This window comes from Actinoplanes sp. NPDC049681 (assembly GCF_044465265.1).
Taxonomy (GTDB): Bacteria; Actinomycetota; Actinomycetes; order Mycobacteriales; family Micromonosporaceae; genus Actinoplanes.
This window is the reverse complement of the sequence record NZ_JBITLP010000001.1, coordinates 514,435-539,370: the sequence shown is the minus strand read 5'-3', so window position 1 is coordinate 539,370 and position 24,936 is coordinate 514,435. Positions and strand designations below refer to the sequence as shown.

The following is a 24,936-nucleotide window of genomic DNA, read 5'->3' as shown; positions in this document are numbered from 1 at the left end:
CGGAGGCGACCAGCTCCTCTCAATAGTTGAAGTACTCGTTGTAGACGTCCTGCTGGATGACCGGCGCCAGCAGCGGCATGCAGTAGTGCAGCGCGGGGTCGTCCACCGACACGTCGCCCATTTCGTACGCGAGACCGATGGCTGAGCAGTCGACCTGCATCTTCATTAATTTGGCGCCGCTCTTCACGCCCTCCCACGTCCCGGCCAGTGGCCCGGTCACGATGCCTTGCGGGCCGATGGTGCTGAGGTTGAGTACCGCGCCGACGTTGTCGCCCTCGTCGTAGTCGTTTTTGGCGCCCCAGAGCCCGAGACCGATGTTGATGCCGGTCATGAGCCAACCGGCACCTCTGGCCAGCATCGACCCCTCACTGGCGGTGGCTCGGACGGCGGGGCTGAACGTCTCGGCCGCTGGAGCCACGAACTCGGCGGCGGCGGCCTCAGCGGCCGGTTCGACCGCCGCGGCGGCTGTCGTCTGCGATGCTGTCGGCGTGATGGACCAGTTACCTTCGAACACCGACGACCGGGGCGCCTTCGACACGGCGAGTTGCAGAAAGTTGCTGGTGCTTTGGGTGTCCAATGTCAACGGACCGTCCACGGCCGCCGCGATTTCCGACTCGGGGACGCACGCCAGCAGGTCCTTGGCACCCGACTTGGCGGCGGCGGCCACGGCTGAGTCGGCGAAGGTTGAGTCGATCTGCCCCGCGGCGGCGGCGTGCGCGCCCGCGGGAACGGGTTTCCCGGCGGCCGCTGCGGCCTGTTCGAGCCGGGCCAGGCCCGCCTCGGGTCCCAGCTCTCGTGCGGTGGCTTGGGTGACGCCACCCGCCTTGGCCTCCGCCTTGAGCCGGGCGATCACGGCGGTATCGAGGAGCGTTTTCCCGTCGCCGACCACCTCGTGGATCAATACCGTGGGCTGGTTGCGGTCGAAGGCGGAGCCGCGACCAGCCGGAATCGGTGACTTGCCGTTCGGTGCGCGCAGGTTCTCGCGCTGAAGGGCGATCGGATCGATGTGCTCCGACACCAGCGCATCCGGGGTGCCCTTGCCCCGCAGTCCCTGGCTGCCGTGCCGGTTGACGTCTCCGAGCTTGCCCTTCTTCGGCTCGGTGCCGGACGGGTCGTGGCGGCCGACGGGATCGCCGCCGGCGTACGCGAAGAGGTTGATGCCGCCGCGCAGCCCGGCTCGGTCGCAGCTGAGCCATCGCCCGAGCCAGGGTAGGTAGTAGCGGGAGACGTGATAGGTGAAACCGGTCTCCGCGTCGCGTTCCCGGCCGGCGAAGCGGTAGTGCGGCGTCTCGATCTGGCCGTTCATGGCCTGGTAACTGGAGGCGCCGTACGGGGTGTACTCCTCGTAGGACAGCACTCGAGCGGCCTCGTCGACGTCCATAGTGACCGAGCCGAGATGGTTGCCGAGGTGGAACCGGACGACCTGGGCCGGGACGCCGGGCTCGGTGCCGGCCAGGCGCAGGTCCACCTGGGTGATCCGCTGCCGGTCGTCCATCAGGTGGAGGGTATTGCGCAGGATCGGGCTCGCGCCATTGCGCTGGTAGATCTCTACCGGCCCGCAGTAGAGCCGAGTCTCCTTCACGACTCCGGGCGCGCTCTCGGTGACCTTGCGAACCCGCTGGCCGGTCGAGTCGTAGACGTACCAGGTCCGCTCGCCGTTCGGGTCGGCGGCCGCCTGCTGACGGGTCATCTGTAGCTGGTCCCGGAAGTCCCAGCGGATCTCCTGAAGGTGTGGCAGCTGCTGCATGTTTCCGTGCTCGTCGTAGCCGCCGCCGGCGACGCTGTACACCTCGGTGGTGCCGCCGACCGTGCAGGAGGTGAGCCGATTACTCACCGCCGCCGGCACCAGCTGGCTCGGTTCCGCGTACGCGAAGGTGCGCGACCATCCCGGGTTGGCCGGATCGCTGCCCCGATGCTGTACCGACTTCAGGTTGCCCGCGCCGTCGTAGCGGTAGCGCTCGAGGTACCGGCCCATCGCGGCGCCGTCGCCGGGATGCAGGAGCCCGACCCGGCCGGCGTCGTTGTAGGTGGTCGGAATCGGCGTACCGGTCTGGTCCAGGTGCTCGCGGCCGGTCGCCTCGATCAGCCGGTAGGTCGCGTCGTAGCGGTACTCGTTGATCGGGTCCACCACCGCATTGCGGAAGAAGATCCGTTGCTGCGCGTCGTCGCGGATGGTGGTGATGTTGCCGGCCGGGTCGTACGCGTAACTGAGCAGCTGCAGGACGTCCGCGCCGCGCCGGGTGGTGAGCCGGGTCAGCCGGAAGGTCGACGGGTCGTACTCGTAGTCGGTGACCACCCCGTTGCCGTACTCGATGTGCAGGCGCTGGCCCTTGGCGTCGTGGGTGAGCGCGGCCACGACGTGCAGATCGGCCGAGCCGGGCTCGAGCGGCCCGCCAGGGTCCGTGCCCTGCTCCAGCCAGGCGTCCGCCCGCTCGAGCAGACCGGCAGGGCTGTAGGCGCGCTGTACGACGTTCGTGGGGGCGCCGGGCTGGTCGTTGTGCGGCGCCACCTCCTGGGTCGGCCGATTGAACGCGTCGTAACTCGTGCGCTGCAGTAGCGTGCCGGGCAGCAGGGCCACCGTCGCGGACCAGTCGACCAGCGCGTCGTACGCGCGGACGAGCTGCCGTCCCGACTGCAGGACGTTGCCCTTGAAGTCGTACCGGTCGGTCGAGACGACGCCCGCCTGGTCGCGGACCGCGACCGCCCGGCCGCGCAGGTTCCGCTCCTGCGGATCCGGCAGCGACTCGCCGAACGTCGTCGAACCGACGACGATCTCGCTCGTTGCGGCGAGCGCCAGCAGGTGCACCGAGACCGGCCGGTGCAGCGCATCGTGCGCGATGCGTTGTCGGTGCCCGCGGCTGTCCCAGGTGTAGATCTCGCCGCCGCCGACGTCCATGAGGGTCCACCGCTGGCCGGACTCCATGCTCGCCTGGTGGATGAGCCGGCCCATCACGTCGTACTCGTAACGCATCACCAGGCGGCCCAGCGCGTCGATCACCTCGAGCTGGCGGTCCTCCAGGTCGAAGACCGACCGGGTCGCGTACGTCTCGTCGGTGGCCGACGAGCCCGCGGGCACGGTGTAACGGAAGCGGTTGTGTGCCACCGTCAGCGCTGGCCGGCCGAGGGCGTCGGCGTGGGTGAGCGCGGGGGTGCCGGCGTGCACGGACGCCGACTCGGCAGCGCGCTGCTGCGCCTGCGCATCACGCGGATCGGGCCACAGGGTCGCCCGGTCACCGGCGTGCGCCGGGTCGCTCCGCAGCTCGTACCACGTCGGCCGCAGGTCCGCCGCGGGCAGGCGGCCGAGCAGGTCGCCGACGTTCGCGTCGGTGGCCGGATCCGAGATCAGGACGGTGTCGTTGCGATCCCAGGACTCGTGGCGCCAGGGCCCGTAGACGACCTTCTCCCAGCTGTGGTCCGGGTGGACCTTCACGACGACCCGGCCCACCGGGTCGTAGCCGAGGATCGGCGTGACGCCGACTCTGGCGTCGTGCTCATACTCGTGCCCCCGGGCGAAGAAGGGCTCGTACTGGCGTACCGGTTTGGCTTTGTTGTTGTAGACGGTCCAGCCGGAACCGACCCACCGGGGGCCGGCCGCGTCGGGCTCGGCGATGGTCTTCGTCTGGATCTGCCGGTCGAAGCCGTCCGAATAGCTGAAGGTCATCTGTATCCGCAGCGGCGCCGGATCGCTAACGTGCGTCTCGCGGGCAAGGGTGCAGGCCCACGCCGGTACGGGATGTGCCGTGCCCGCCGAGCGGCGATAGGAGTGCAGGTCGTAGACGAAGCGCTTGCCGGCGTCGCGCAGTAGGCCGGTGGCGGCGCCGGAGAGCGGAGCGGAGAACAGTCGGTCCAGCGTCGCGGTGGTCAGGTCGGGCTCGAAGTCGGGCGCGAAGCGGTCGCCCTCGGCGGGGACCGCGCCGGCCTTGCCCATGACCGCGGCCGCGACCACCATGCCGATGGCGTCATATGCGACGGCCGATCGGTTGCCGTTGGCGTCGGTCACCTCCCGCGGCTGGAGCACCCGATAGTCGGCGCCGGACATGGTCACGGTGTTGCCGAGCGCGTCCGTGGTCCGCTCCGGCAGCAGCCCGTACTCGTCGTAGGTCACGATCGACTCAGTCGGTATGGCCGACGTGTCAAACGGGTTGCGGTGCCGATGAACCAGAAAGAACGCCGAGCGCGCGAAGTCCAGTTCCTGGTCGGCTCTGGCGGTGCGGTCGGGGGAGAAAAACGTGGTGCCGGACGGAATCCACCAGCCGGGTTCGCCGGGCACGGTCACGTACCCGCCGTCGCGCGTCAGCATCTCGGAGGTCACCCGGCCCGCGAACACCGTGGCCACCTGCCCGGGAGTGAAGGCGAGCCGGTAGCTCTCGAACGGCAGGCCACGCGATTCGAGGAGGCCCTCGGCCAGAGCGCCGGTCAGATCGTCGGCCCGGTACAGGTGCCGGATGCGGTCCACCATCCGCTTCTCGAGCAGCCCGGCGGAGGGCGTCCGCTCGTAGTCGATCACGGTGGCCGTAGCGACCGCGTCGTCGATCTCCGCGAAGGAGTAGCGCGGACGCGGGACGAGGCCGGTGACTTGGAACGTCGTCGACCGCGCCGGTAGCGGAGTCCGGTGGCCGCCGGCGGCGTCCACCGGGTTGGTATAGGTAGTCTCGGTGACCGAGATCCAGACCTCGGCCTGTGCGGCCTGGCCGGCCGGTGCGAGGCCGGGATCCGGTACGCGCCGGCCGTATCCGATGCTCGCGCTTCGTGTCACGTTTCCGTACGCGTCCACCGCGAGGGTCAGGGCGTGCGTGGTACGCGGATCGGCCGGGTCGCGTTCGTAGTGGTGGCTGATCGTCTCTCGGGGGTGGGTGAGGAACACAGCGTGCCGGTTGGGCCCGCGCGGCTGCAGCACCGTGACGGTCAGATTCTGCTCGGTCACTGTGTACGGGTGTGCCGCCTGTGGGGTCGCGTCGTCCGCGTAGATTTCCTGGCGCAGCATGGAGCCCTTCAGAGCCCGGCATGCCTCGCGCCGGGTGTCGGTGTCCAGGCCGTCCGGCAGGACGGTGTCGGACAGCAGCATCGCCGCGACCTGGGCGTCGGTGCGGCCGGGTTCGCGGTAGTACTCGTCGGTCAGCAGGGTGGAGACCTGGTAGCCGGGGCGGAACACGCCGGTGTGGTACCAGGTGATCGTCACCGTCGGCGGTACGTGCGAGGCGGCGTCCTCGTTGCTGGCCGTGGGCGCAGCGGCCAGGTCGGCATAGTGCTCGGTGTCGCGCTGCTCCACCCGGGCGAAGCCGCGGAACTCGCGTTCCACCCCGTCGAAGTAGCCGTGGCTGTAGCGGTAGCGGGTGACGAACCGGTTGCCGCTGACGTGGTCGATGGTCTCGACCCGGCTGACCGTGTGGACCGGAAACGGTAGCCGGGTGACCCACGGTCGCCCGGCGTGCAGGTCGTCGAGGTAGAAGCGGGTGGAGGAGGTGTAGCTCACCAAGGTTTCGGCGCCCAGGTTGTTGACCGTCCGCATCAGCAGGTGTGGTTTGACGCCGCCCATCAGGTCGATGTAGCGCACTGGGCTCCGGACGGCGGCCGGTGCCGTCGACGACCAGACCAGGCACGCGGTGCCGTTGCCGAGCAGGTCGGCGACCTGTACCGCGCTGAGCCGGTCGACCCTCGGGAAGGCGGGCAGCCGGATCGGATCGGACAGGCGGTTGCCGGACTGGTTGAAGTAGACGCGGACGCCGTCACCGCCCAGGTAGACGATGTCGGTGGTGTTTGAGCCGTCCAGGTCGGCGAGCCGGATCCGGCGCTGGTCGAATGCGTCGGGGCGGTCGAACCACGGCGAGTTGCGCATGACGATGCGGGAGCCGAACCGGCCGTAGCCGAGGCTGGGCCAGTACGAGACCTGCCCGTTGCGGATCCGGACCAGGTCGACGAGGCCGTCGCCGGACATGTCGGCCAGGTACACCGCCTGCTCCCCGTCGGCGAAGACCAGGCGCGGGCCGGTGCCGTCGTCGTCCGGCTGCGGCACCCGTATGCCAGGGGCATAGCCGTCCTCGCCGCGCGAGGCGTACCAGGTGCACGCGTCGGCGTCGGTGACCAGGATGTCGGCCAGGCCGTCGCTGCTCAGATCGACGAACCGCAGGTTCGGGTCGTCGAACCGCACCGCCGGGGCCGCGGCCAGCGCTCGGTAGGCGGTCCAGCCGTCGTCGGTGCGGCTGCTGAAGCCGGGCACGGGATCGTCCACGAGTACGGCGTCGACGCGCCCGTCGCCCTGCAGGTCGAGCAGCTGTCCGCGACCCGACCCGGGGCGGACGGTGGCGGGGGCGTCCGGCAGGCGGGTAAGCGGTCCCAGCCTGCCACCGAGGTTGGCCTTGTAGTACCAGCCGTCGCCCTGGTCGCTGAGCACGCCGGGCAGTCCAGTGCCGTCCAGGTCGAGCCACTGGTAGCCGTGGCCATCCACACCGACCGGCAGGTTGCGCACGCTCTCGTCGTCCAAGGTGTGCACGACCGGATCGATCACCGGCTTGCGGTAGGAGAACTCGAGCGGCGGCAGGGAGCGGCGCAGGTACCTGCCGTCCGGTTGGCGCATGTAGCCGGCCTGGGTGACGGACATCAGGAACGACGCGACGCGGGTGCTGCCCGGGTGCGCCAGCTCGGTCTCGGGCGGCGGGTCGGCGCCGTCCAGCGGCAGGTCGTGGTAATCGAACGCGGTCGAGCGGACCAGATACGGCTCCGGTCCCAACTCGGGGATCCGATGGAACATCAGCACCTCGGTGCAGCGCCGGTGGGTGCGTACCTCGAATCCGGGCCTGTAGGTGGAGAACGGGTCCGGCCGGGGGGCCCACGGTGTGGTCGCATCGATCGCCGCCTGCACGTACTCGTGCTGCTCGGCGGTGGGGATGGTGGGCTCGGGCGCGATCGGCGTGAGGTGGCCGTCGGCGTACCCGAAGACCGCCTCGAACAGCCAGTCGGCGGCGTCGGCCTGCACCAGCCGGGAGGTGCGATTGCCGTACTTGATGCGCTTGAGATACCGCTGCCGGGCGTGATCGCGGGCAGTGTCACCCGCCAGCGGCGCTGCCAGGCCGGCGTCGTCCTCAAGCAGGTACTCGTAAACGATAGCGTTGCCCTTGTCGTCGCGGCTCTCGCAGACGAGCCACTCGAACGTACGCGTCCCGTCCTCGATCCGGCTCCGGCTCGTGCGGCCGTAGAGCGTGGTGACGTTGTCCCGGCTGATCGAACGCCAGTGCGTCTCGCCGTTCGCGATGTCCACCCAGCGTTCGATGCGCGCGAACATGCCCTCGATCCGGGGCCGGTAACGGTGGATGCGGAAACCCGGCGCCGACGTGGTGTCGGCCTGCCGCACGCCATCGACCAGCGTCGGGACCAGGTCCTCGGCGCCGGACAGGACGAACACGTCGGACTCGTCGGCGTCGGCGTAGCGGGGCAGCCCCTTGTCGGTCCGACGCGTAATCGCCGGGGTGTTCAGCGTCCACCCGAACCCCCACCAGCCGTTGCCCTGCCCCGAGTCGTACGACAAGGTCAACGACGGCCCGAACCCGGACCGGCCGGGCGACAGCGGGATCGGGACGGACACCGTGGCCGTGCCGTTGACGGGGTTGGTCCCGAACTTCTCGCCGATGCCCTTGATCGCACCGCCACCGCGCGGCGTGGAGATCACCGGAAGCCCCGGCGCACCGCCTGCCTCGGCCTGGGCAGCCGGTGCCATCGCGTCCGTCGAGGCGTTCTGCGGGCTGGTCATCGGTTCAGGGTGAAGCGCTCGACGACCCAGAACTGGCGCACGTCGGTGGTGACGTCGGCGATGGACACCTTGAGGCTGCTCACCGGCGCGCCGGCGTCGTGGGCGACCAGCACCGTGAGATCTCCGACGGGGGGCCCTTCGGTGAAGGTCAGCTCGACGCCGCCCTGCACCGCCGTCACCTTCTCGGCCGCCAGGTCGCCGGCGACGAACAGGTAGACGTCGCTGGCCACCACCTTGTCCGGTGCCCGGCCCTGGGTGAAGAACGGCAACGTACGCGTGATGCTGGGCAGATCAACGACCCGTTCAGTGGCGCCGGCGTTCGGATGCATCCCGGCGTACCAAGCGTCGGGGAACTCGTTGACCACGTCGAACGCGGTGAACAGGCCCTCGTTGGCGCTGAGGTCCTCGACGTCCTTCACCCAGTCCAGCAGCGCCCCCTCGGCCGCCGTACGCAGCGCGTCGCCGCCGTCCCGGCTGGTGTAGCGCAGCCGCAGCATCACGTCGGTGATGGACCGGTAGTCGAACTGGTGCAGCACCTGGGGCAGCTCCAGCCGCCACGTACTGATTACTCCGGCGCCCTCGAACGGCAGGTATCGCTCGTCGCGTAGGTTGAGCTCGAAGGTGCCGGTCTCGGCCTCGACCGAGCTGACCGCCACCGCCGACAAGGGGATGCTGGCGGTGGCGAACCGGTCGTCGGAGTCGTCGGTGCCGCGCGGATAGTCGCCGGCGTTCTTCGCCGCCGGACTGGTCCGATATTCGTGCCGTAGCAGCCGCACGGTCGCGTTGAGTCCGGTGGCTGGCCCGGTGGTGCACGGGATCCGCAGATCCACGGTTTTGATCCGGCGTTGGTAGTGACCCGGGTAGTCCATGTCGAACAGCACCTCGGGAAGCGAGAACTCGCAGGTCCCGGTCTCGCGCAGGCTCATCAGGGCGCCCGGGTCCAGCCGACGCAGGGAGACCGTCTTGACGACCTCAAAGTCGTATCCGCGGGAGCTCTGGTACGTCGACTCCAGCTGCTTGAGTCCCTGCCACAGTCGTTCCCCGGCGAGTAGCCCGTCGCGGCCCGGGTCCCAGTAGCCGAACTGGATGAACCCGGGACCGGTGTACCCGCGTTCGAAGCGGAACAGTTTCTCGGCCTTCTTCGCCAGCTCGTACGCGAGTGTGTAGGCCTGGTAATACAGCCCGCTGAGCTGACTGTCCATCCAGGTGTAGAGCGCCGTGCCGCTGTACTTGCTGGTCAGGAAGTCGAGCACCGCCTGCGAGTTGTCGATGGCGGCCTGTTGGTTGGCGATCTCCTTGCGGGCGATGTCGATCCGGATGTCCTGCGCGAGGGCCTGCCGGTCGATGTTGCTGATCTCGTGCCCGGCGATGTTGGCGAGCTGGACGCGTTCTTGCAGTTGTCGCTGGAAGGCCGCCTTGCGGCCGGCGTTGGTGGAGTCGAAGGTTGTGGCGTTCGCGTGCACCTGCAGCTCGCGGGCCACTCCCTGGGTCAGGTTGCCCAGGTTGGAGCCGCCCCAGGTGAGGGCCGCGCCGACCCCGATCGGGGTAGCGTGGGCGCCCAGCGTCGGAATGGCGTGGAAGACGCTGGCCAACGCTTCGACGTGGCCGATCACCGTCTGCCGGTCCCGGGCCTCGGCGGCCTTGTCGAGCTCCTCCTTCTCCAGTGCTGTCAGCCTGAGTCCGCCGGCGTCGACGGGTGTCTCGATCAGGTCGGGCAGCTCGACGAAGTCGGTGGTGCCGGTGGGCACCTTCGCCAGGTCCTCACCGAGCAGGCGCAGCTGGTGGGCGCAGCGGTAGACGGCCGCGAGGCGGCTGGCCGCCAGCGTTGCCCGGGTACGCACGGCCTCTTCCAGCTGTTGTGTACGGACCTGCATGACGAGTCCGTTGACGGCGTGCTCCTGCACGGTGCGCAGGTGAGCCAGTTCCTCCGCGTCGCCCTTCTCCTTGACCGCCAGGAAGGCCGTGCCGAGCGACTTCAGCTCGGAGCACGCCTCCAGCGCCTTCTGCAGCAGGTACGTGAACCGGTAGTCCGGCATCGGCGTGTCCAGGTCGTTGAGCACGCTGGCGATGCTCAGACCGGCGGCCGCAGCGGCGACGAGTTGGTTCGGGTCCAGCGCCGCCTCGAACAGCGGCAGCGGCGAGTAGACACCGTTGATGTCCTGGCACGCGCGGATCTTCGTCAGCCGGTCGTCGATCGTCGACCGCAAGGCCTGGATCTCCGGATTGGCGGGGATGCCGAAGTACAGGCTCGACGCCGAGCCGAACAGGTTGGCCGGCTGCGGCTCGATGGCCGGACCGTCGTCGGTGAGCTCCGGCTGGTTGGCGAACGGGAACGCCAGTTCCAGATCGACAAGGGCGTTGCTGAACGCGTCCCAGCGGTCGAGCAGCGAGTTGTAGGTCGCCGGCTTTGTGCGGCCCCTCTTGGGGATCGCCTGGCCGGCCGGGCCGTAGACGTGCGACGCCGTGACGTAGCACTGGATGGCCAGCGGAACGGTCTCCAGCGTGTTCTGCCGGAAGTAGTAGTCGCCGTACTCGATCCAGATTCGGACGTATTGCATGGCGGCCCATCGCTTGTACGCCGAGATCCGACCCCGGGCGACCACGTGCGGATTGAACGGATTGTCGCGCCACTCGCTGATGTCCCTGTCCGGAGTGTTCGGCTCCAGCCGAAGGAACAGGTCCTGCGCGTCCCGGTCGATCTCGGTGAGATTCAGCGGCAGGAACCGCCAGACCGGGTCCTTGTCGTCCCCCTTGGCCAACGGGTTGACGATGTAGTGCATCACCCGCAGCGCGTCGTCGAACTGCCGTGCCGCCAGCAGCCGTTGCGCCAGCAGCATCGGCGCGTGGAAGGCCAGCTCCCAGGTGTAGAGCGACCACGGCGAGCGCAGCTCGTGGAACAGGCTGGTGCCGGTCCGGTAGTACTCGCCGTACCGTTCGTTCCCTCGGCCGGCGTCCAGGTAGTAGCGGAACAACGCGTCGACCCCGCCGGCGGTAAGGCTGCCGAGCAGCGCGGGCATGTCGCCGTCGTTGCTGCTGTCACCGCCGCTGCTGCTGCCGTAGATGAACAGCACCCACAGCGTGTTGCGGATGAAGTACGGCGACTGCGACCAGTCCGGCGTCGCCTTGTCCCGGGTCTGCAGCGGATGCAGATGGTTGTCGGTGTCGTAGTGGAAGGTCAGGCTCGGTACGGGACTCCACGGGTTGGGTTGCCCGGTGTCCGCCTCCAGGTGATGCCCGCTGAACTGGAACCGTCCCAGCGCCCGGCCGGGCGCCTCGTAGACGTCGATCCACAGGTCCTGTTCGGCGATGAAGGGTCCCTTGGTGATTCGGGAGAGGAAGACGTACGACCCGACGTCGGGGGCGACCGGTCCGGCGGCGCTGTACAACGCACTCGTGGAGAGTCGTTTCGGTGACCACTTGCCGTCGCGGTACTCGCTGTAGGCGAGCTTGATCTCCCAGGACTGTAGGCTCTGCGTCCCGCTCACCTTGCCGTCGCCGACGTCGTTGAAGCTCTTGTTCGATACGTCCGGCGCCTCGGTCTTGCGGTTGAACTGCGGGAAGAAGATCAGCACGCGGGACTGGAACACCACGGGGACGAGATAGCAGCCGTTGACGTTGATCGGTGTCGTAGCGCCCGACGGGATCCGGGCGGCGTCGTAGCTGGGAACATCGACTGCCACGCGTTCCCATGCGGACCAGCGCCGACTCGAGCTGTCCAGCACGCGGTAGTAGAACAGATGCGGCGCCGAACGGGTCCGGCCGAAGACGTGCACCCGGCCGGCCGCCGCGTCCACGAACAGGCCGGCCGGGTCCAGGGCGGCCACCTCGTCGAGTTGGTCGACGTAGTTGCGGAACGCCGTTTCGACCGTGTCGCGGTCGATGTCTTTTTGCAGCAGCTGGGCCTGCAACGCGTCGAATATCTCGGAGGCGTCGTCGCGCAGCTCCGCGCGCAGATAGCTCTCCGGGTTGACGAGCAGCCTGCGGTTCGCCTCCCACACTCGGTACTTCTGCATCCAGTCCCAGCGGCCGCGGTCGAGCACGGTGGCGTCTACGCCGTGTGCGGCCTCCAGCCCGAGCAGGCACCGCTGGACGAATGACTGCACGCTGGAGATCGCCTGTTTGATTCGCGAGGTGTCCCGGCAGGTGCCCATCTCGACGTCGATCAGGAAGAACTCGAACAGGCTGTCGGCGTCCACCACCCCCCACTCGCGCAGCTCCGGCTGCACGACGAGGTGGGAGACCAGGGCGCGGCGCTGGTTCGCGCGCAGTTCGTCATAGCAGGGCTTGACCGCCTTCTCCCAGTCCTCGGCGGTGAAGCGCCCGCGGAAGCTGGCCTCGATCTCGCCTGCCAGCCGGTGCGTGGGCCAGAAACGCGACCCGGGCTGCGCCCAGGCGAACAGCTGCGCGACCTCGGCCCGCGAGCTGTCCACCACATCGAGCGCACGGGCCATCCGGGCGAGCACGAGCTCGTTGCGGAAGGCGGTCGGATCGGAGATGTCGAAACCGGCTGGCGCCAGTAACGCCGTCACCTGAGCAGGCTCCCAAGCGGTGGCCGCGACGAGCCGGTCGACGAGACGAGCGGGATCGGCCCCGGCGCCACCAGCCCACCGGAACAGCCCGACCAAGGCGTCACCATTACTTTTGATCGTGGTGCGCAGCGCCGTGTAGTCGGCGAGCCGCCGCCACCCGCCCAGCGCCGGCGAGTCCAGGCTCAGCCCGCCGAAGTCGGCGCCGTGCAGATGCAGCCAGCCGGTCTCGTCGGCGCTCAGACCGTGCGCATTGACCAGAAAGCCGACCCGCCAAATCTTCAGCATCACCTCGCGTACCCCTGCCGCCAGGTGCTCGGCGATCAGGGCCGATTCGGGTATCGGCGCGGTCGGGTGGCCGGCGGCCCGCCACTTCACCTCGGTCGGCGCGATGTCGTGCGTGTCGAACGCGTACAGGGTGCCCGGCCGCAGCGGGATCGGCTCGGTCAGCCACACGTTCGAGGGGTCCTGCTGCTGGACGGTGAAGGGCACGACGTCGCCGCCGAGCGACAGGGCGGTGGGCTGCTTGTCGAATCCCTCGGCCACGAAGACGTACGCGTCATTGGCCGACACGAGCAGGTACCCGTGGAAGCCGGGACCGGCCGGCCCGGTGTTCTTGAGCGCCAGCAGGGTGTCCATCGCGCTGGTGCCGGACACAGTGAGCACGTCGGAGAGTAGGATGTCGGCCACGAGCGGGTCGAGGCCGGCGGCACCGGACACGGTGTCGACGACGAACTTGTGCGCCAGCCGGCGGCGTAGCTCGGGCAGCAGCATCCGCAGGTACGCCAGTCGCTTCGTGCCCGCGGTGGCCGGCTCCGCGGCGTCCGGCGCCGGCCAGACGTCCCCGCTGAGCAGGACGGCGGCGAGCGCCTGCTGCTGCTCCGCAGTGGCGGCGAGCGGCTGGATCGTGGCTTCGAAGAATCGCCGGGGCTGCGCCGCCAGCCGGTCCAGGGCGGCACGCCAACCGGGCAGCGGCGAGAGCGCCTCCACCTGGGCCCGGGCGTCGGCGTCGAGGATGCCGACCACGGTGAGCGTCGCCGGCGCGTACCCCCGGTACGTCACCCTCCCGGCCAGGGCCGCAGGCACCTCGACGGTGAGCCCGGCCGGCGCGTTCGTGGTCCATGCCGTGCCGCCCTGTAGCAGCCCGGCGATCTGTTCGAGAACGGCGTCGTCGAACAGCAGGCTGCTCTCCGCGCGTACGCGTTCCAGTGTCGCCAGCGCCTCGTCATTCTCGCCCAGGTCCGGATGTTGCTGGTCAACCGCGGTCAGCCCGTCGTACAACGTCTTGGTCAGCCGCAACACCGCGGCCGGTGCCGGGGTCAGCGGGCGTCGGACGTCGTCGTGCCCGGTCAGGGCGAAGTCAAGTCGGCGCAGCGACAACCCGGCGTCCTCGGCGCGCCGCCAGTCCTCGAGGAATCCCCAGGTCTTCTCGGCGTCGCCGAACGGGTCACCGAAGATCACGCGCAGCCGGACCAGGTCGGGTGCCTTGAGCCGCAGCCAGCGGCCCAGCACGGCGTACCGGAACAGAGCAGAGAGGGTGCCGAGGGTTAGCTCGTCGGGCAGCGCCAACTCGGCACGGAGGACCGCGACGTCCTGCGCGCCGATGCCGAGGGCGGCCTGCAGACCCGCCAGATGCTGGGTGATCGGGGCGGCCCCCGTCAGCACCTGGCCGTTGGCGTCCGGTCGGAAGATGTCGTCGGTGGCTAGGACGTCGTGGCGCAAGAAAATGCGAGCGTAGAGCGACTTCTCGCCGGACGTGCCCACGTCGTCCCAGAAGGCCAGCACCCGATCGAGCTCCAGCCCGGTACGGTCCATGATCCGGCTGACGTAGGTCAGCTCGTGCAGGAAACCGGCGGTGATATGCGCGGGGCGGGGCAGCGCAGGGCACCCGCTGCCATGGTCCTCGCAGTCGCCGGTGGCGCAGCCGCACTCGTCGTACGCGAGCTGCCATTGACTGGCTCCGGAGTCGACCTCGATCTCGTCGTCGTCCGCGACGGCCGTCGTACCGAGACCGGCGAGTGCCTCATCCGTTTCCGGAACGGTCCAGCCGAGGGCACGCCACAGCCGGACGAACTTGTGCAGCCGCCCGTACTCCGCTTTGGTCACGGCGCTCCCATCGAGGTGAATCAGCCGGACGCGGTCCAGATCGCACGAGTCAGCCGGCGGCAGCCAGCCGATCCGCGTGCCGGGGCCGTCCACGCCCGGCCGCGCGAGGTAGCCCTCGTCGTCCGTAACACCGATCACCGTGGCCTCGGAGCTGCGGATCAACAGCCCACTGAAGACCTCGCCCTGCGCACCGGTGGCCTGGCCAGCGGCCGTGACGCCGCCGATTACGACACTCCTCGGGTCGGTGATGGTCCCGTCATGATCGAGGTGTCCGAACAGCATCCACTCGTTGGTGTCCACCTCCTGGTATAGGTCCCCCGCGATAGGCAGCCGCGGACGTTCCCCGGAGTCCAGGACGATCAGCCGGCCAAGCCGGTCGAACCAGCAGCGCACCCAGGCCGAGATCTCGTCGCGACCGGTCGCGGGCACGACCGCCTGCTGGGTGGTGAGGAAGTCGATGAGCTTGGCGAACCGCCGCCGCGGATCGGTGGTGCCGTAGTCCACCAGCGTCTGGAGGAACCGGTAGCTGGCCCGGATCGCCAGGGCCATGCTCTGCGCCGGGCCGGTCGGCATCATGGGGTTGACGTACCTGGTCCGCAGCACATCGGCCAGGTCGGTGTACGCGATTCCGAGCCGGGGCAGCAACTGATCCTTCACGAAGGTCAGCCCGGTTCGCGTGGTCGCATCGTCGGCGAGCATGTCGTCCGCCGAGGCATAGCCGTAGTACTCGTGCACCGGGCGTACACCGACGCGGCGTCGGTACTGCCGGTCGGTGAGTTTCTCGCCCGTGCACAATTCGAGATAGCGCTTTGGGCTGAACCCGGCACGCGTCAAGATCACATACTGCTCCTGGGTGAGGCCCAGGAACTCGGCGTCCGCCGCGTGCTGCCGCAAGTGCGCGTAGAGGGCCCGCATCTCCGGCAGATCGGCGGGGTCCGCATGCTTGGTCTCGGTCGCTGGGGGACCGCTGCGAAACCGGTCGAGGACGTCGAAGCGGGTGGTCTTCATGGCCCGCAGCCAGATCCGCATCCGGTCGATCGGCTGGTGGTATGGCAGCTCGACGGGGAACACCGCGGACTTGAGCTGGCAATAGGCCTCCTCGTTCACGTGCTGCGGCTGAGCCAGCAGCTCGCTGCTGATCTCGGTCTCCACGTTGAAGACCTCGATCGTGGCCTGCCTGGGGTCGTGCGTGTCCTGCGCGTAGTCGCCGAGGTGGATGACGAAGCTCTCCAGTACCTCGTTGACCAGGTCGATATAGGGCAGCACCGTGTTGGTGTTCTGGCAGGTCAGTTCGAGGTTTGCCAGGTCCGGGCGGCGACGTAGCAGCAGTTCCAGCGGCGTGCCGGCGATCCCGGACACGGCCGGGCGATCCGGGTCCAGGTCGTTGTTGCGCAGGAACTGCAAAAGCTCCACGAAGTACGCCGCGGGGCTGTAGACCGACAGGCAGTCGTCACACTCACAGAAGTCGAGGTCGCCGAAGAGCCCCCGGATGCTCAGCGTGGCCCCGCTTGCGTCTGCCGCCCGCTGCACCCGGTTGAGCCGTTCCTCCTGCGGCAGTGGCCCGTCGACGAGGCCGATTCCGGATCCAGTGATCTGCTGGCGCATCGTGGCCAGGGCATCCTCGTTGCGGATCTGCACTCGCACGGCATTGCGGTGGGTGGCGACGGCTGCGTCGGGATCGAGTGTTCCGTTCATCCGGCGCAGGAACTGATCGCGCGGCGTCAGCGCTACGCTCATCGCCGACCGGTTGCCGCTGGCGACCACCGCCGCCACGGCCTCCGGGGTGGGGCTGATGGCCTGGATCCGTTGCAGCGTCTGCAGCGCCTCGATCACGCCAGCGCGCAGGTCAACACGCACGCCGTCGAGCGCGTCGGGCGCGGTCAGCGCCGCCGCCACCGATCGGGTGCGCATGTCGAAGTCCGCGCCGAGATTGTCAAGGACCGTCACGACGCCGCCCGAATCCCCAACCGCGGCGATGTCGATCTCATTGTCTCGCACCATGCGCTGTAGCACGGCGGTCGGCTCGTGCCGGAACAGCCCGGTACGCAGCTGGCGCGCGAAGGCCATCCGCCGATCCTGCGCGGTCTCACCGGGCAGGTCGGCCGGGAGCGTGGTACGTCCGATCGCCCGGACAAGGTCGTCGAGGCCGTTCTGCCGAGCCAATGTGCGGAAGCTGGGCACCGCGCCGGGAGCGGCCAGCGCCGTCTCCAGTGGGCGATGGTTTCCGGTCCACGCCAGGAACCGCTCGGCGGCCTGGATCTCCTCACGGTTTGTTTCGTCCGGGGCGAGTCGGCGGACGGCAGCGTCGCGGGCATCCATGTGCGAAACCATCGTCGGCCGCCAGCCGCTCCCGCTACCGGCAACTCCCTAACCCTTTCGGCCATCCACTCTCCGGAACCCGACGGGCAAATCCAAGGGAGAACCCTGATGCGGCGGCGAGCCCAACTCGGTTGACTCGCCCAGGAACGTCGAGGGAGGTGCTGAATGGCCGCGCCACGGTTCTGGCCCTGGCGCCGATGGACGGCGCTGGTGGTCTCGGCGGTGCTACTTCTGGCCCTGCTCGTGCTGATCCTGGTCAGCCGCCGGACGACCCAATGGCCCGGCGATGGTGACGTCGGCTCGCTAGTCCTGGCCGCCGCCGCGATCTCCGTGGTACCGATCGTGCTGATGATCGCGGATGGGATCGCGGCCGGCGGCGGCAGCATCGGTATCGCCGGGGTGACCCTGTCGTTCGCCGCCACCTCCCAGGCCGTCGCCGCCGGCCTACAGACAACGACACTGACGCACAATCTCGGCACCACCGACAGTGCCGTCCTCCAGTCCAGTTCTCTCGCCAGCATTCTCGACGCGCTGCGCAATGCTCGCCGCAGCGACGTCACGGTGGTAGACCTCGGCGATGGTCACAGCTGGTGGGAGTCGCGACTGTTCATCCTGATCGCCGGCGCAGCGCAGCGAGACCGGCCCCGAGTGATCGCCTTCGTCGGAGACCGCGCCGGCCGGAGCGCCCAGTTCCTGGGCTGGGCGACACCCGACCGACTGCTACAGGCGCACCTCAATGCCAGCGAGGCCTTCCGCGACCACTACGCGCGCGCCCTGGCCGACACCGCGCAGTGGCGGCTCGGTACCCCGGCCGGCACCGGTCCCGCCGACCAGCCGGCGGTGATACTGCCCTGGGGCGGCCAGCAGTACCTACCCGTGCTGCACGAGGGCCGCGCCGACCCGGGGTTCGCGCTGGAACTGTTCCTGCAGCAGGCGCTCGACTCCGATGCCGCTTCGGGCCTACGTCGTCCGGTCACCGTCGCGCGCCTGCAGGAACTGTACGCGGCGGAGCTAATCATCGACGCTATCGAAGTACGGGCGGACAGCGCGGCGTGGTCGGCGTTGTTGACGGGCAGCCGGGAGAACTTCTTCGCACTCACCGAGGCGGGGCACTTCCGCGGGGTGGTCCCCCGCGACAGCCTGGTCTCGGTGCTCATGGCACAGCTGTTGGAGGCCACGGGCATGGTCGCAACCCGCCGGACCGCCGCGCGCATTTAGGCGGGCGCGCCGCACGCCGGGCCTGGTTAGGAACGTGTTGCAGCCGTCGGCGAAAGGGTTGATCTTGAGGGCAGGGCACCGACCTGCGCCAGCATCCCGCCCCCCGCGCGATACGGGGACAACGGGCACCGGGTTCATGCCCCCGTTTACCCCCCGAAAACCCATGCCAAGCGCTGACTACCAGCGACAAGCGGCAATCATCTCGCGAGGGCGTTTGTGCAGGTCAACGCCAAAGAGTGGCAACCAACGACGAGCCCGAGACTGTGACGGTCGGCACGAAGAGGCCGTCGGTTCAAATCCGGCCACCCCGACCACGTGAAAGTGCAGGTCAGGGCTGGTTCTCCTCACGGAGAACCGGCCCTGATTTGTTTCCCGGCCCGCTTCTGGGGGTGGATCTTGAATCCTGACTCCCCGACCTCCTTCCGGCGAGCTTCGAGGAGCCGGTCCAGGACGACGACTGGGGAGTGCGACGCCATCGCCAGCCGCGCGTCCAAGGCGGCTTCCTACAGCGTTGCCAGTTGGGCGAGGAACTGACGGCGCATGGCCGGCGTGATGTGCGAGTAGCGCGCCTGGACTGAGCCGTCGAAGTGACCCGTCCGGCCGTCTTGAAGTACGGCCGGCACTCCGAGTTCCTGCATCTGCGGCAGGTGGGCTTAGTTCCGCTTCAACGTCTGAACCGTCGCGGTCGACTCGGGAGATCACCAACCGGCGATCTACACGTCCACGACGTCCGCGGTGAGCAGGGCCGGTCCGTAACCGAGTTCCACGATGATTTCTTCGGCCTGAGCGATCGTAATGGGACAACCACAGTCCGACCCCCGATGGACGTCTCGTACCGGCGCCTCGGAGGTGCGCCACACCCCGGCCCGTCGGTCGAGGGATGCGCCGACCCGGAGGCCGGAGGCTTCTCGATCGTAGCGGCGCAGCGTGCCCAGATGGTCACCCTCGTGCCGCGTGTAGGAGCCCTTCGCGTATCCGGCGATGTCGTACTGCACGGCACGCCCCCGGATAGAGCCTGGGTCGCCGCCGTAGTAGGTCGCCCAGAAAAGGTATCGCTGCACAACCGGTTCGCGGTGAATCATGAGCACCGATGCTAGGCGTGGTTCGTGAGCTATGTCTTGCGGTACTTGTGACCCCAGCCCGACCCCTACGCCTTGCAACGGCGCGCCACCTGAAGAACGTCGTCCGAGACGGGTCTACAGCCAGGGCCGGCAGAGTGCTAGCCCTGCCCGTTCCTACGGATCAGGAGGTCGACGTCCGCGCCATCCCCGTGCCAGCAGCAGCCTCCGCCTGCGGGCACAAACGGAGACCCACACCGGATTGGTGACCAGGCGATCGGCGCCCTTATCAGTGCCTCAGTGTTCTACGCAGCCGTCGCCTCGGAAGTGAACGAACCGGAGGTGGCGTGCAAGTTCGTTGACCGCAGATTGAAGCGGCGTCGCGCCGACTTCCTTCGCGGAGTCGAAGGCCAGCCAGCCCTCCCGCGCGGCCTCCTCAACGATGGCATGCGAGAGTCGTTCGATCCGTAGCAGGTACTCCGGGTCGGTGCTCCCATTGGCTGTATCCATGCGCTCCTCCGCTGTTGAGATCAGCGAACCCAGCTGGGTGACGAGTCAGGCAACCTACTGATCGGCCATGTCCGTCTTGCTCCTCGTTGGGAGTGACCGGGGAGTGGACCTTGAAAGGATGGTCCCCGCAGGCTTGCTCATACCGACGCGCGCCAACATCGCGACCTGGGCTTTGGATCGAGTGCAGCATGGCGGCGCGTCATGATCCTAATTGGGGACGAAGAGGCCGTCGGTTCAAATCCGGCCACGGCCGGGCGTCGTGCGGTGCGACACGCGGATACAGGCCCGAAGCGGAGCGCCATCCCGCGTGCAAGCACACGATCAGCGGCGTTTGTCCAGGTGGTCCGTACGCCGAAGCACCGCACATCCAAGACCTCGGAACACCGCACGAAGGCCCAGACAGCCGCGGCAACGTTCTCTGCCTATGCCCCAACCACAGCGTCCTGTTCGACGCTGGCGCCATCTACGTTGACGCCTACGGCGTGGTTTGGGACGGCACAACACCCACACCGACACTGCCGAGCTACGGCGGGTCAGTAGACACAACATCGACGTCAGCCGGCTCGCGTACCACCAGCGGCACCACGCCTCTAGGAACCTGCTCCGTGTCAGAACTCAGGCTCGGGGGCCGGGGCGGGCATGACCCAGTCGCTCATGTCGTAGACGGTCGAGCAGTAGTCGTCGATGGCGTTGATCTTCGTCTGGTGGTGCAGCTCATCGTCGCGAACCAGGGAGGGAAGCTCCACAGGGAAGGATCCGCCTTGTCCCGGCCAGATTGTTCCGTCGGCCTGGGTCAGGGGGAGGTCGATACCGGTGATCGTGCCGGTTTTGGAGTTGTTGATGTAGAGCCGGTGGCGGCCGGGTCCGGTCAGCAGGTAGCCGTGGAGCGTGAAGATGTCTTCGAACCACAGTGCGCCGCCGCCGTACAGCAGCTGCCGGAGCATCGAGAAGTAGTTGATGTCGTACTCGGTGGCGCGATGGCTCGCGGAGAGTCCGAGCGTCTCGGCTGCGACGACCACGTTGCCGTGGCTGTCGCAATCCCCGGCCGCAGCGGCCAGGTCCGCGTACGAAAGTGTCCGTACCCAATCCACCGCCGCGTGGACGTCGAGTTCCGCGCCGTCGTCGCCGGTGAGATGGAACTCGACGGCGACCTTGGCCGGCGCTTGCGCGCCGGCCAGCAGCACGATCCGAGTCCGGTTGCCACCGGCGCGGACGACTCCGCCGAGGCGTACCACGTCTGCAGGTCGGGGCCCGCAAGGCGCCATCACCAGAGGGCCAACGATCCCTAACAGTTGCTCATGGAGATGGTTCTCGCGATCCACAGTCGTTACATCCTCGGTGTCGTGTTGTTCGGTCGTAGCTTCTGAGCCTATTGACGAACTCCGGGCACTTCGTCTTGCCCTTGCAGCAGGCGGTGATCACGCCGATGTAGCCGCCGTCCGGGGTCTGCCACATGTTGTCGTCGGTCCTGGTCGCCTGCTGCGAGACGATGAGAATCCTCTCGAAGATGTCGCCGTCGTTGGGGTCTGCGGCGAGGATCTCGTACTCGAGCCGGGCGCCGACCTCCCTCTTAGGCTTGGTGGCCATCAGGTGCTCGAAAACGACTCTGTTGCGCAGATTGTGCTTGGAGGCGAAATGGTGGTAGCCGATAGCCGAGTTGCCGTACCGAACGAAGACCTTGTTGCGCTCCTGGTCCGAGTATGAGTACAAGGCTGCCCCACCACGGCGTGACGCCGCCGGTGCGCCGGGATCCACGTCCCTCAGGGGCCCTTGCCATTCCCGGGTGCGGTAGCGCCGTCCGGGTCGACGCTGGGGTCGATGTGGTCGGAGATCCGGACGCCGTATTCCGCAGCGGACGCGCTCGCTTGGCTACCTGCCCAGGCTGACAACGCAGTCGCGTTGTCCACCCGCGCCGTCGCCGCCTACGCCGACCGCACCGACCCGGCATGGGCATTCGGCGACGAAGCCGGTTCGCACGCCGAGCTGGCGATCTCGCGGATCGCATCCCGTGACATCGAAGCAGCCCGGAGGCCCGTCGGGTCTCAGGCCTGGCTGGAGACGGCAGCTATGGAGATCCCCCGTTCGGTGGTCGTCGTCCGGATAGCGGCTGGTGCATTGTGGATGCTGTGAGCGATGCGTCCCGGATCTTCATCTCGCACGCGGGTCGGGATCGGGCGTGGGCGCAGTGGGCCCGCTGGCATCTGGAGGCGGCCGGATACCGGACCGAGTTGGACACGATCGACTGGGCGCCGGGAACCAACTTCATGCAGGCCATGCACGAGGCATTGCACCGCGGCATTCCGATGCTGGTGCTTCTGTCGGCCGCCTACCTGGACCCGGAGCGGTACACCACCGATGAATGGACCACGCGGCTGGCGCAGCGCCGCAAGGATCCGGACGCGAAGCTGATCCCGCTGCGGGTCGACCGTGTGGACCTGCACGGCGGCTTGTGGTCGCCGATCATCGTGCCGGACGTGTTCGGCCTGCCCCCGGACGAGGCGGTCACCGTGCTGGTTGAGGCGGTACGTCACGTGCTCGACCCCCCACCGGCCGCGGCCCTCTTGGCGGGACCGCCGGCGTACCCCGGACAGCCCGTGGCCACGGCTGGGGCTGCGGGGCCGCGGCCGCCCGGGTCGCTGCCCGCGGTGTGGAACCTGCCCCGCCGCAACCCGGGGTTCACCGGCCGTGACGGCATGCTGAACCGGTTGCACGACACCCTTTCCGGCGGCAGCCGGGTGGCGGTGCAGGCATTGCACGGCATGGGTGGGGTGGGCAAGACGCAGCTCGCCCTCGAGTACGCCCACCGCTTCGCCGGGGAGTACGACCTGGTGTGGTGGATCCCCGCCGAGCAGAGCGAGTTGATCGGCGACCACCTCGCCACTCTGGCGCAGAAGCTGCGCCTGGTCCCGGCCGGCACGGCCACGCCGGACGCGGTCGAGGCGCTGCACGATCACCTGCGAAGAGTGTCGCGGTGGTTGCTGGTCTTCGACAACGCCGAGGAACGCGACCATCTCGCGCCATGGCTGCCGGATGGGCCGGGCCATCTGCTGATCACCAGCCGTAACCCGAACTGGGCCGGCGTCGCCACTGCGGTGGACGTGGACGTGTTCACCCGCAACGAATCCATCGCCCTGCTCCACACCCACCTGCCCCACCTGGACCAGGGCGATGCGGACCGGCTCGCCGAGGCGCTGGGGGACCTGCCGCTCGCGGTCGGGCAGGCCGCGGAGCTGCTCGGCGAAACCCGCCTCGATGTCGACAGCTACTTGGCGGAGCTCGGCGAGCACGCCGCCGAGCTGATGCGTACGGGAGGGCCTCCGGCCGGCTATCCGGCCGTGTTGGCGGCCACCGTCACCCTGACCGCCGAGCGGCTGCGCACCGCCGACCCGGCGGCCGGGCAGCTGCTCTACCTGTGCGCATGGCTGGGGCCTGAACCCATTCCGGCCGACCTGTTCACCGTCCGGCCCGGCCTGCTCCCAGAATCCCTGGCCGGCATGGCGGGCAGACCGGTCGTCGTCGGCCGGACCCTCGCCCAGCTCGCCCGATACGGGCTCGCCCGGCTCACCGACACCGGCCCGGTGCTGCACCGGCTGGTACAAGCCATCCTGCGCGACACCGACCCCACCCCCGAGACCGACCACAGCACCATCGAGCAGCTGCTGGTCGCCGCCTCGCCCGACGACGGCACCCACCCGCAATGGTGGCCGCGATGGACCGCGCTGCTACCGCACATCCTGGCCGCCGACCCGGCCGCCACCAGCAACCCGGACCTGCGTTGGACCGCCCAACGATCGGTGTGGCACCTGGCCGCCCGCGGCGACGCCCGCACCGCCTTGCCCCTCGCCGAACGCCTGTACCAGGCCTGGACCCAACGGCACGGCCCCGACGAGTCCAGCACCCTCGCCGCCGCCACCACTCTCGCCGAGATTCACCGGCAGCTCGGCCACTACCAGCAGGCCCGCCAGCTCGACGAAGACACCCTCACCCGCCGGAAGGTCCTCGGCGACGACCACCCCAACACCCTGACCTCGGCCAACAACCTCGCCGACGACCTGCGCAGGGTGGGGGAACACGAGCGGGCCCGCGAACTGGACGAGGACACCCTCGCCCGCCGGCGGCGGGTCCTCGGCGACGACCACCCCGACACCCTCAGCTCGGCGAACAATCTTGCCGAGGACATGCGCAGGGTGGGGGAACACGAGCAGGCCCGCGAACTGGACGAGGACACCCTCGCCCGCAAACGGCGGGTCCTCGGCGACGACCACCCCGACACCCTCAACTCGGCCAACAACTTCGCTGCCGACCTGCGCAGGGTGGGGGAACACGAGCAGGCCCGCGAACTGGACGAGGACACCCTCGCCCGCCGGCGGCGGATCCTCGGCGACGACCACCCCCGCACCCTGAACTCGGCCAACAACCTCGCCATCGACCTGCGCAGGGTGGGAGAACACGAGCGGGCCCGCGAACTGGACGAGGACACCCTCGCCCGCTACCAGCGGGTCCTCGGCAACGACCACCCCGACACCCTCCGCTCGGCCAACAACCTCGCCATCGACCTGGCCGCGATGGGGGAACACGAGCGGGCCCGCGAACTGGACGAGGACACCCTCGCCCGCCGGCGGCGGGTCCTCGGCGACGACCACCCCGACACCCTCACGTCGGCGAACAACTTCGCTGCCGACCTGCGCAGGGTGGGGGAACACGAGCGGGCCCGCGAACTGGACGAGGACACCCTCGCCCGCAAGCGGCGGGTCCTCGGCGACGACCACCCCGACACCCTCACGTCGGCCAACAACCTCGCCATCGACCTGCGCAGGGTGGGGGAACACGAGCGGGCCCGCGAGTTGGACGAGGACACCCTCGCCCGCCGGCGGCGGATCCTCGGCGACGACCACCCCGACACCCTCCGCTCGGCCAACAACCTCGCGGTCGACCTGGCCGCGATGGGGGAACACGAGCAGGCCCGCGAACTGGACGAGGACACCCTCGCCCGCCGGCGGCGGATCCTCGGCGACGACCACCCCAGCACCCTGAACTCGGCCAGCAACCTCGCCATCGACCTGGACGCACTCGGCCAACACGCCAAGGCCAGCCAACTTCGACAGCAATTCCGCCCGCCGGATCTGTCGGAGTCATAAACAGCCGGATACCTCCAAGCGGCGCATGACGGACGTCCTGATATCGATCGACCACGTGGGTCTGAGGGCCCCAGCCAACCCGCGTACCGGGTAACCAGGGCTTCGAAGTTCGTACGAGTCCGGTCCAGCGCCTTCTCCCCACGCTGAGTCAGACCGTCGAGCAGCGCGCGCCGGATTCGGGCTTCCCGCCATGACGCATCGACTGCTCGCGCGCCGCCATCCGTTCGTTGAGCTACCCGCAACAGACGCGCACCATACGGGGAACAGCTTGGCGGCCTGCGCGGCACCGTCATCAGGCAGATCCGGGAGGTCTTTCC

General features: G+C 68.9%; 9 protein-coding genes and 1 pseudogene. 4 read left to right on the top strand and 6 right to left on the bottom strand.

All coding sequences use genetic code 11. The annotated features are described in order from the left end of the window. Nucleotides 1-19 precede the first annotated feature (19 nt). Both ACIBO8_RS02430 and ACIBO8_RS02425 read right to left on the bottom strand, forming a co-directional pair. Entirely contained in the window at nt 20-7,744 is a 7,725-nt protein-coding gene (locus ACIBO8_RS02430; RefSeq protein WP_396113293.1) for a SpvB/TcaC N-terminal domain-containing protein, read from the bottom strand. After that, nucleotides 7,741-16,695 (bottom strand): neuraminidase-like domain-containing protein, encoded by an 8,955-nt coding sequence (locus ACIBO8_RS02425; protein ID WP_396113292.1) that lies wholly within the window; start codon nt 16,693-16,695, stop codon nt 7,741-7,743. Before ACIBO8_RS02425 ends, ACIBO8_RS02430 begins: the two co-directional genes overlap by 4 nt. A gap of 165 nt (nt 16,696-16,860) precedes the next feature. Here ACIBO8_RS02425 and ACIBO8_RS02420 point away from each other — a divergent pair, with 165 nt between their 5' ends. Then, the gene (locus ACIBO8_RS02420; RefSeq protein ID WP_396113291.1) at nt 16,861-17,913 is read left to right on the top strand and encodes a hypothetical protein; all 1,053 of its coding nucleotides are present in this window, start codon (nt 16,861-16,863) and stop codon (nt 17,911-17,913) included. A gap of 713 nt (nt 17,914-18,626) precedes the next feature. Here the strand turns inward: ACIBO8_RS02420 and ACIBO8_RS02415 are convergent. Together ACIBO8_RS02415 and ACIBO8_RS02410 are read right to left on the bottom strand one after the other, a co-directional pair. After that, nucleotides 18,627-18,995, bottom strand: a complete 369-nt coding sequence (locus ACIBO8_RS02415) for a hypothetical protein (protein WP_396113290.1) — start codon at nt 18,993-18,995, stop codon at nt 18,627-18,629. Nucleotides 18,996-19,268: 273 nt separating this feature from the next. After that, complete coding sequence (locus ACIBO8_RS02410) at nt 19,269-19,481, bottom strand: hypothetical protein (protein ID WP_396113289.1); 213 nt, start codon at nt 19,479-19,481, stop codon at nt 19,269-19,271. A 188-nt stretch (nt 19,482-19,669) separates the two neighbouring features. Between ACIBO8_RS02410 and ACIBO8_RS02405 the strand changes: the two are divergent. After that, nucleotides 19,670-19,897 (top strand): annotated as a pseudogene (locus ACIBO8_RS02405) (hypothetical protein); the annotation flags it as partial. A 192-nt stretch (nt 19,898-20,089) separates the two neighbouring features. On the opposite strand, the gene ACIBO8_RS02400 reads toward ACIBO8_RS02405, so the two are convergent. Continuing rightward, nucleotides 20,090-20,665 carry a hypothetical protein gene (locus ACIBO8_RS02400; RefSeq protein WP_396113904.1) on the bottom strand — a complete coding sequence of 192 codons (576 nt, stop codon included), beginning with the start codon at nt 20,663-20,665 and terminating at the stop codon, nt 20,090-20,092. A gap of 112 nt (nt 20,666-20,777) precedes the next feature. After that, nucleotides 20,778-21,236, bottom strand: coding sequence for a hypothetical protein (locus ACIBO8_RS02395; RefSeq protein WP_396113288.1), 459 nt, complete (start codon nt 21,234-21,236; stop codon nt 20,778-20,780). A gap of 63 nt (nt 21,237-21,299) precedes the next feature. On the opposite strand from ACIBO8_RS02395, the gene ACIBO8_RS02390 reads away from it, so the two are divergent. After that, nucleotides 21,300-21,611 carry a hypothetical protein gene (locus tag ACIBO8_RS02390; RefSeq protein WP_396113287.1) on the top strand — a complete coding sequence of 104 codons (312 nt, stop codon included), beginning with the start codon at nt 21,300-21,302 and terminating at the stop codon, nt 21,609-21,611. Further along, the gene (gene fxsT / locus ACIBO8_RS02385; RefSeq protein ID WP_396113286.1) at nt 21,608-24,619 is read left to right on the top strand and encodes an FxSxx-COOH system tetratricopeptide repeat protein; all 3,012 of its coding nucleotides are present in this window, start codon (nt 21,608-21,610) and stop codon (nt 24,617-24,619) included. The genes ACIBO8_RS02390 and fxsT overlap by 4 nt, the downstream gene beginning before the upstream one ends. Nucleotides 24,620-24,936 lie beyond the last annotated feature (317 nt).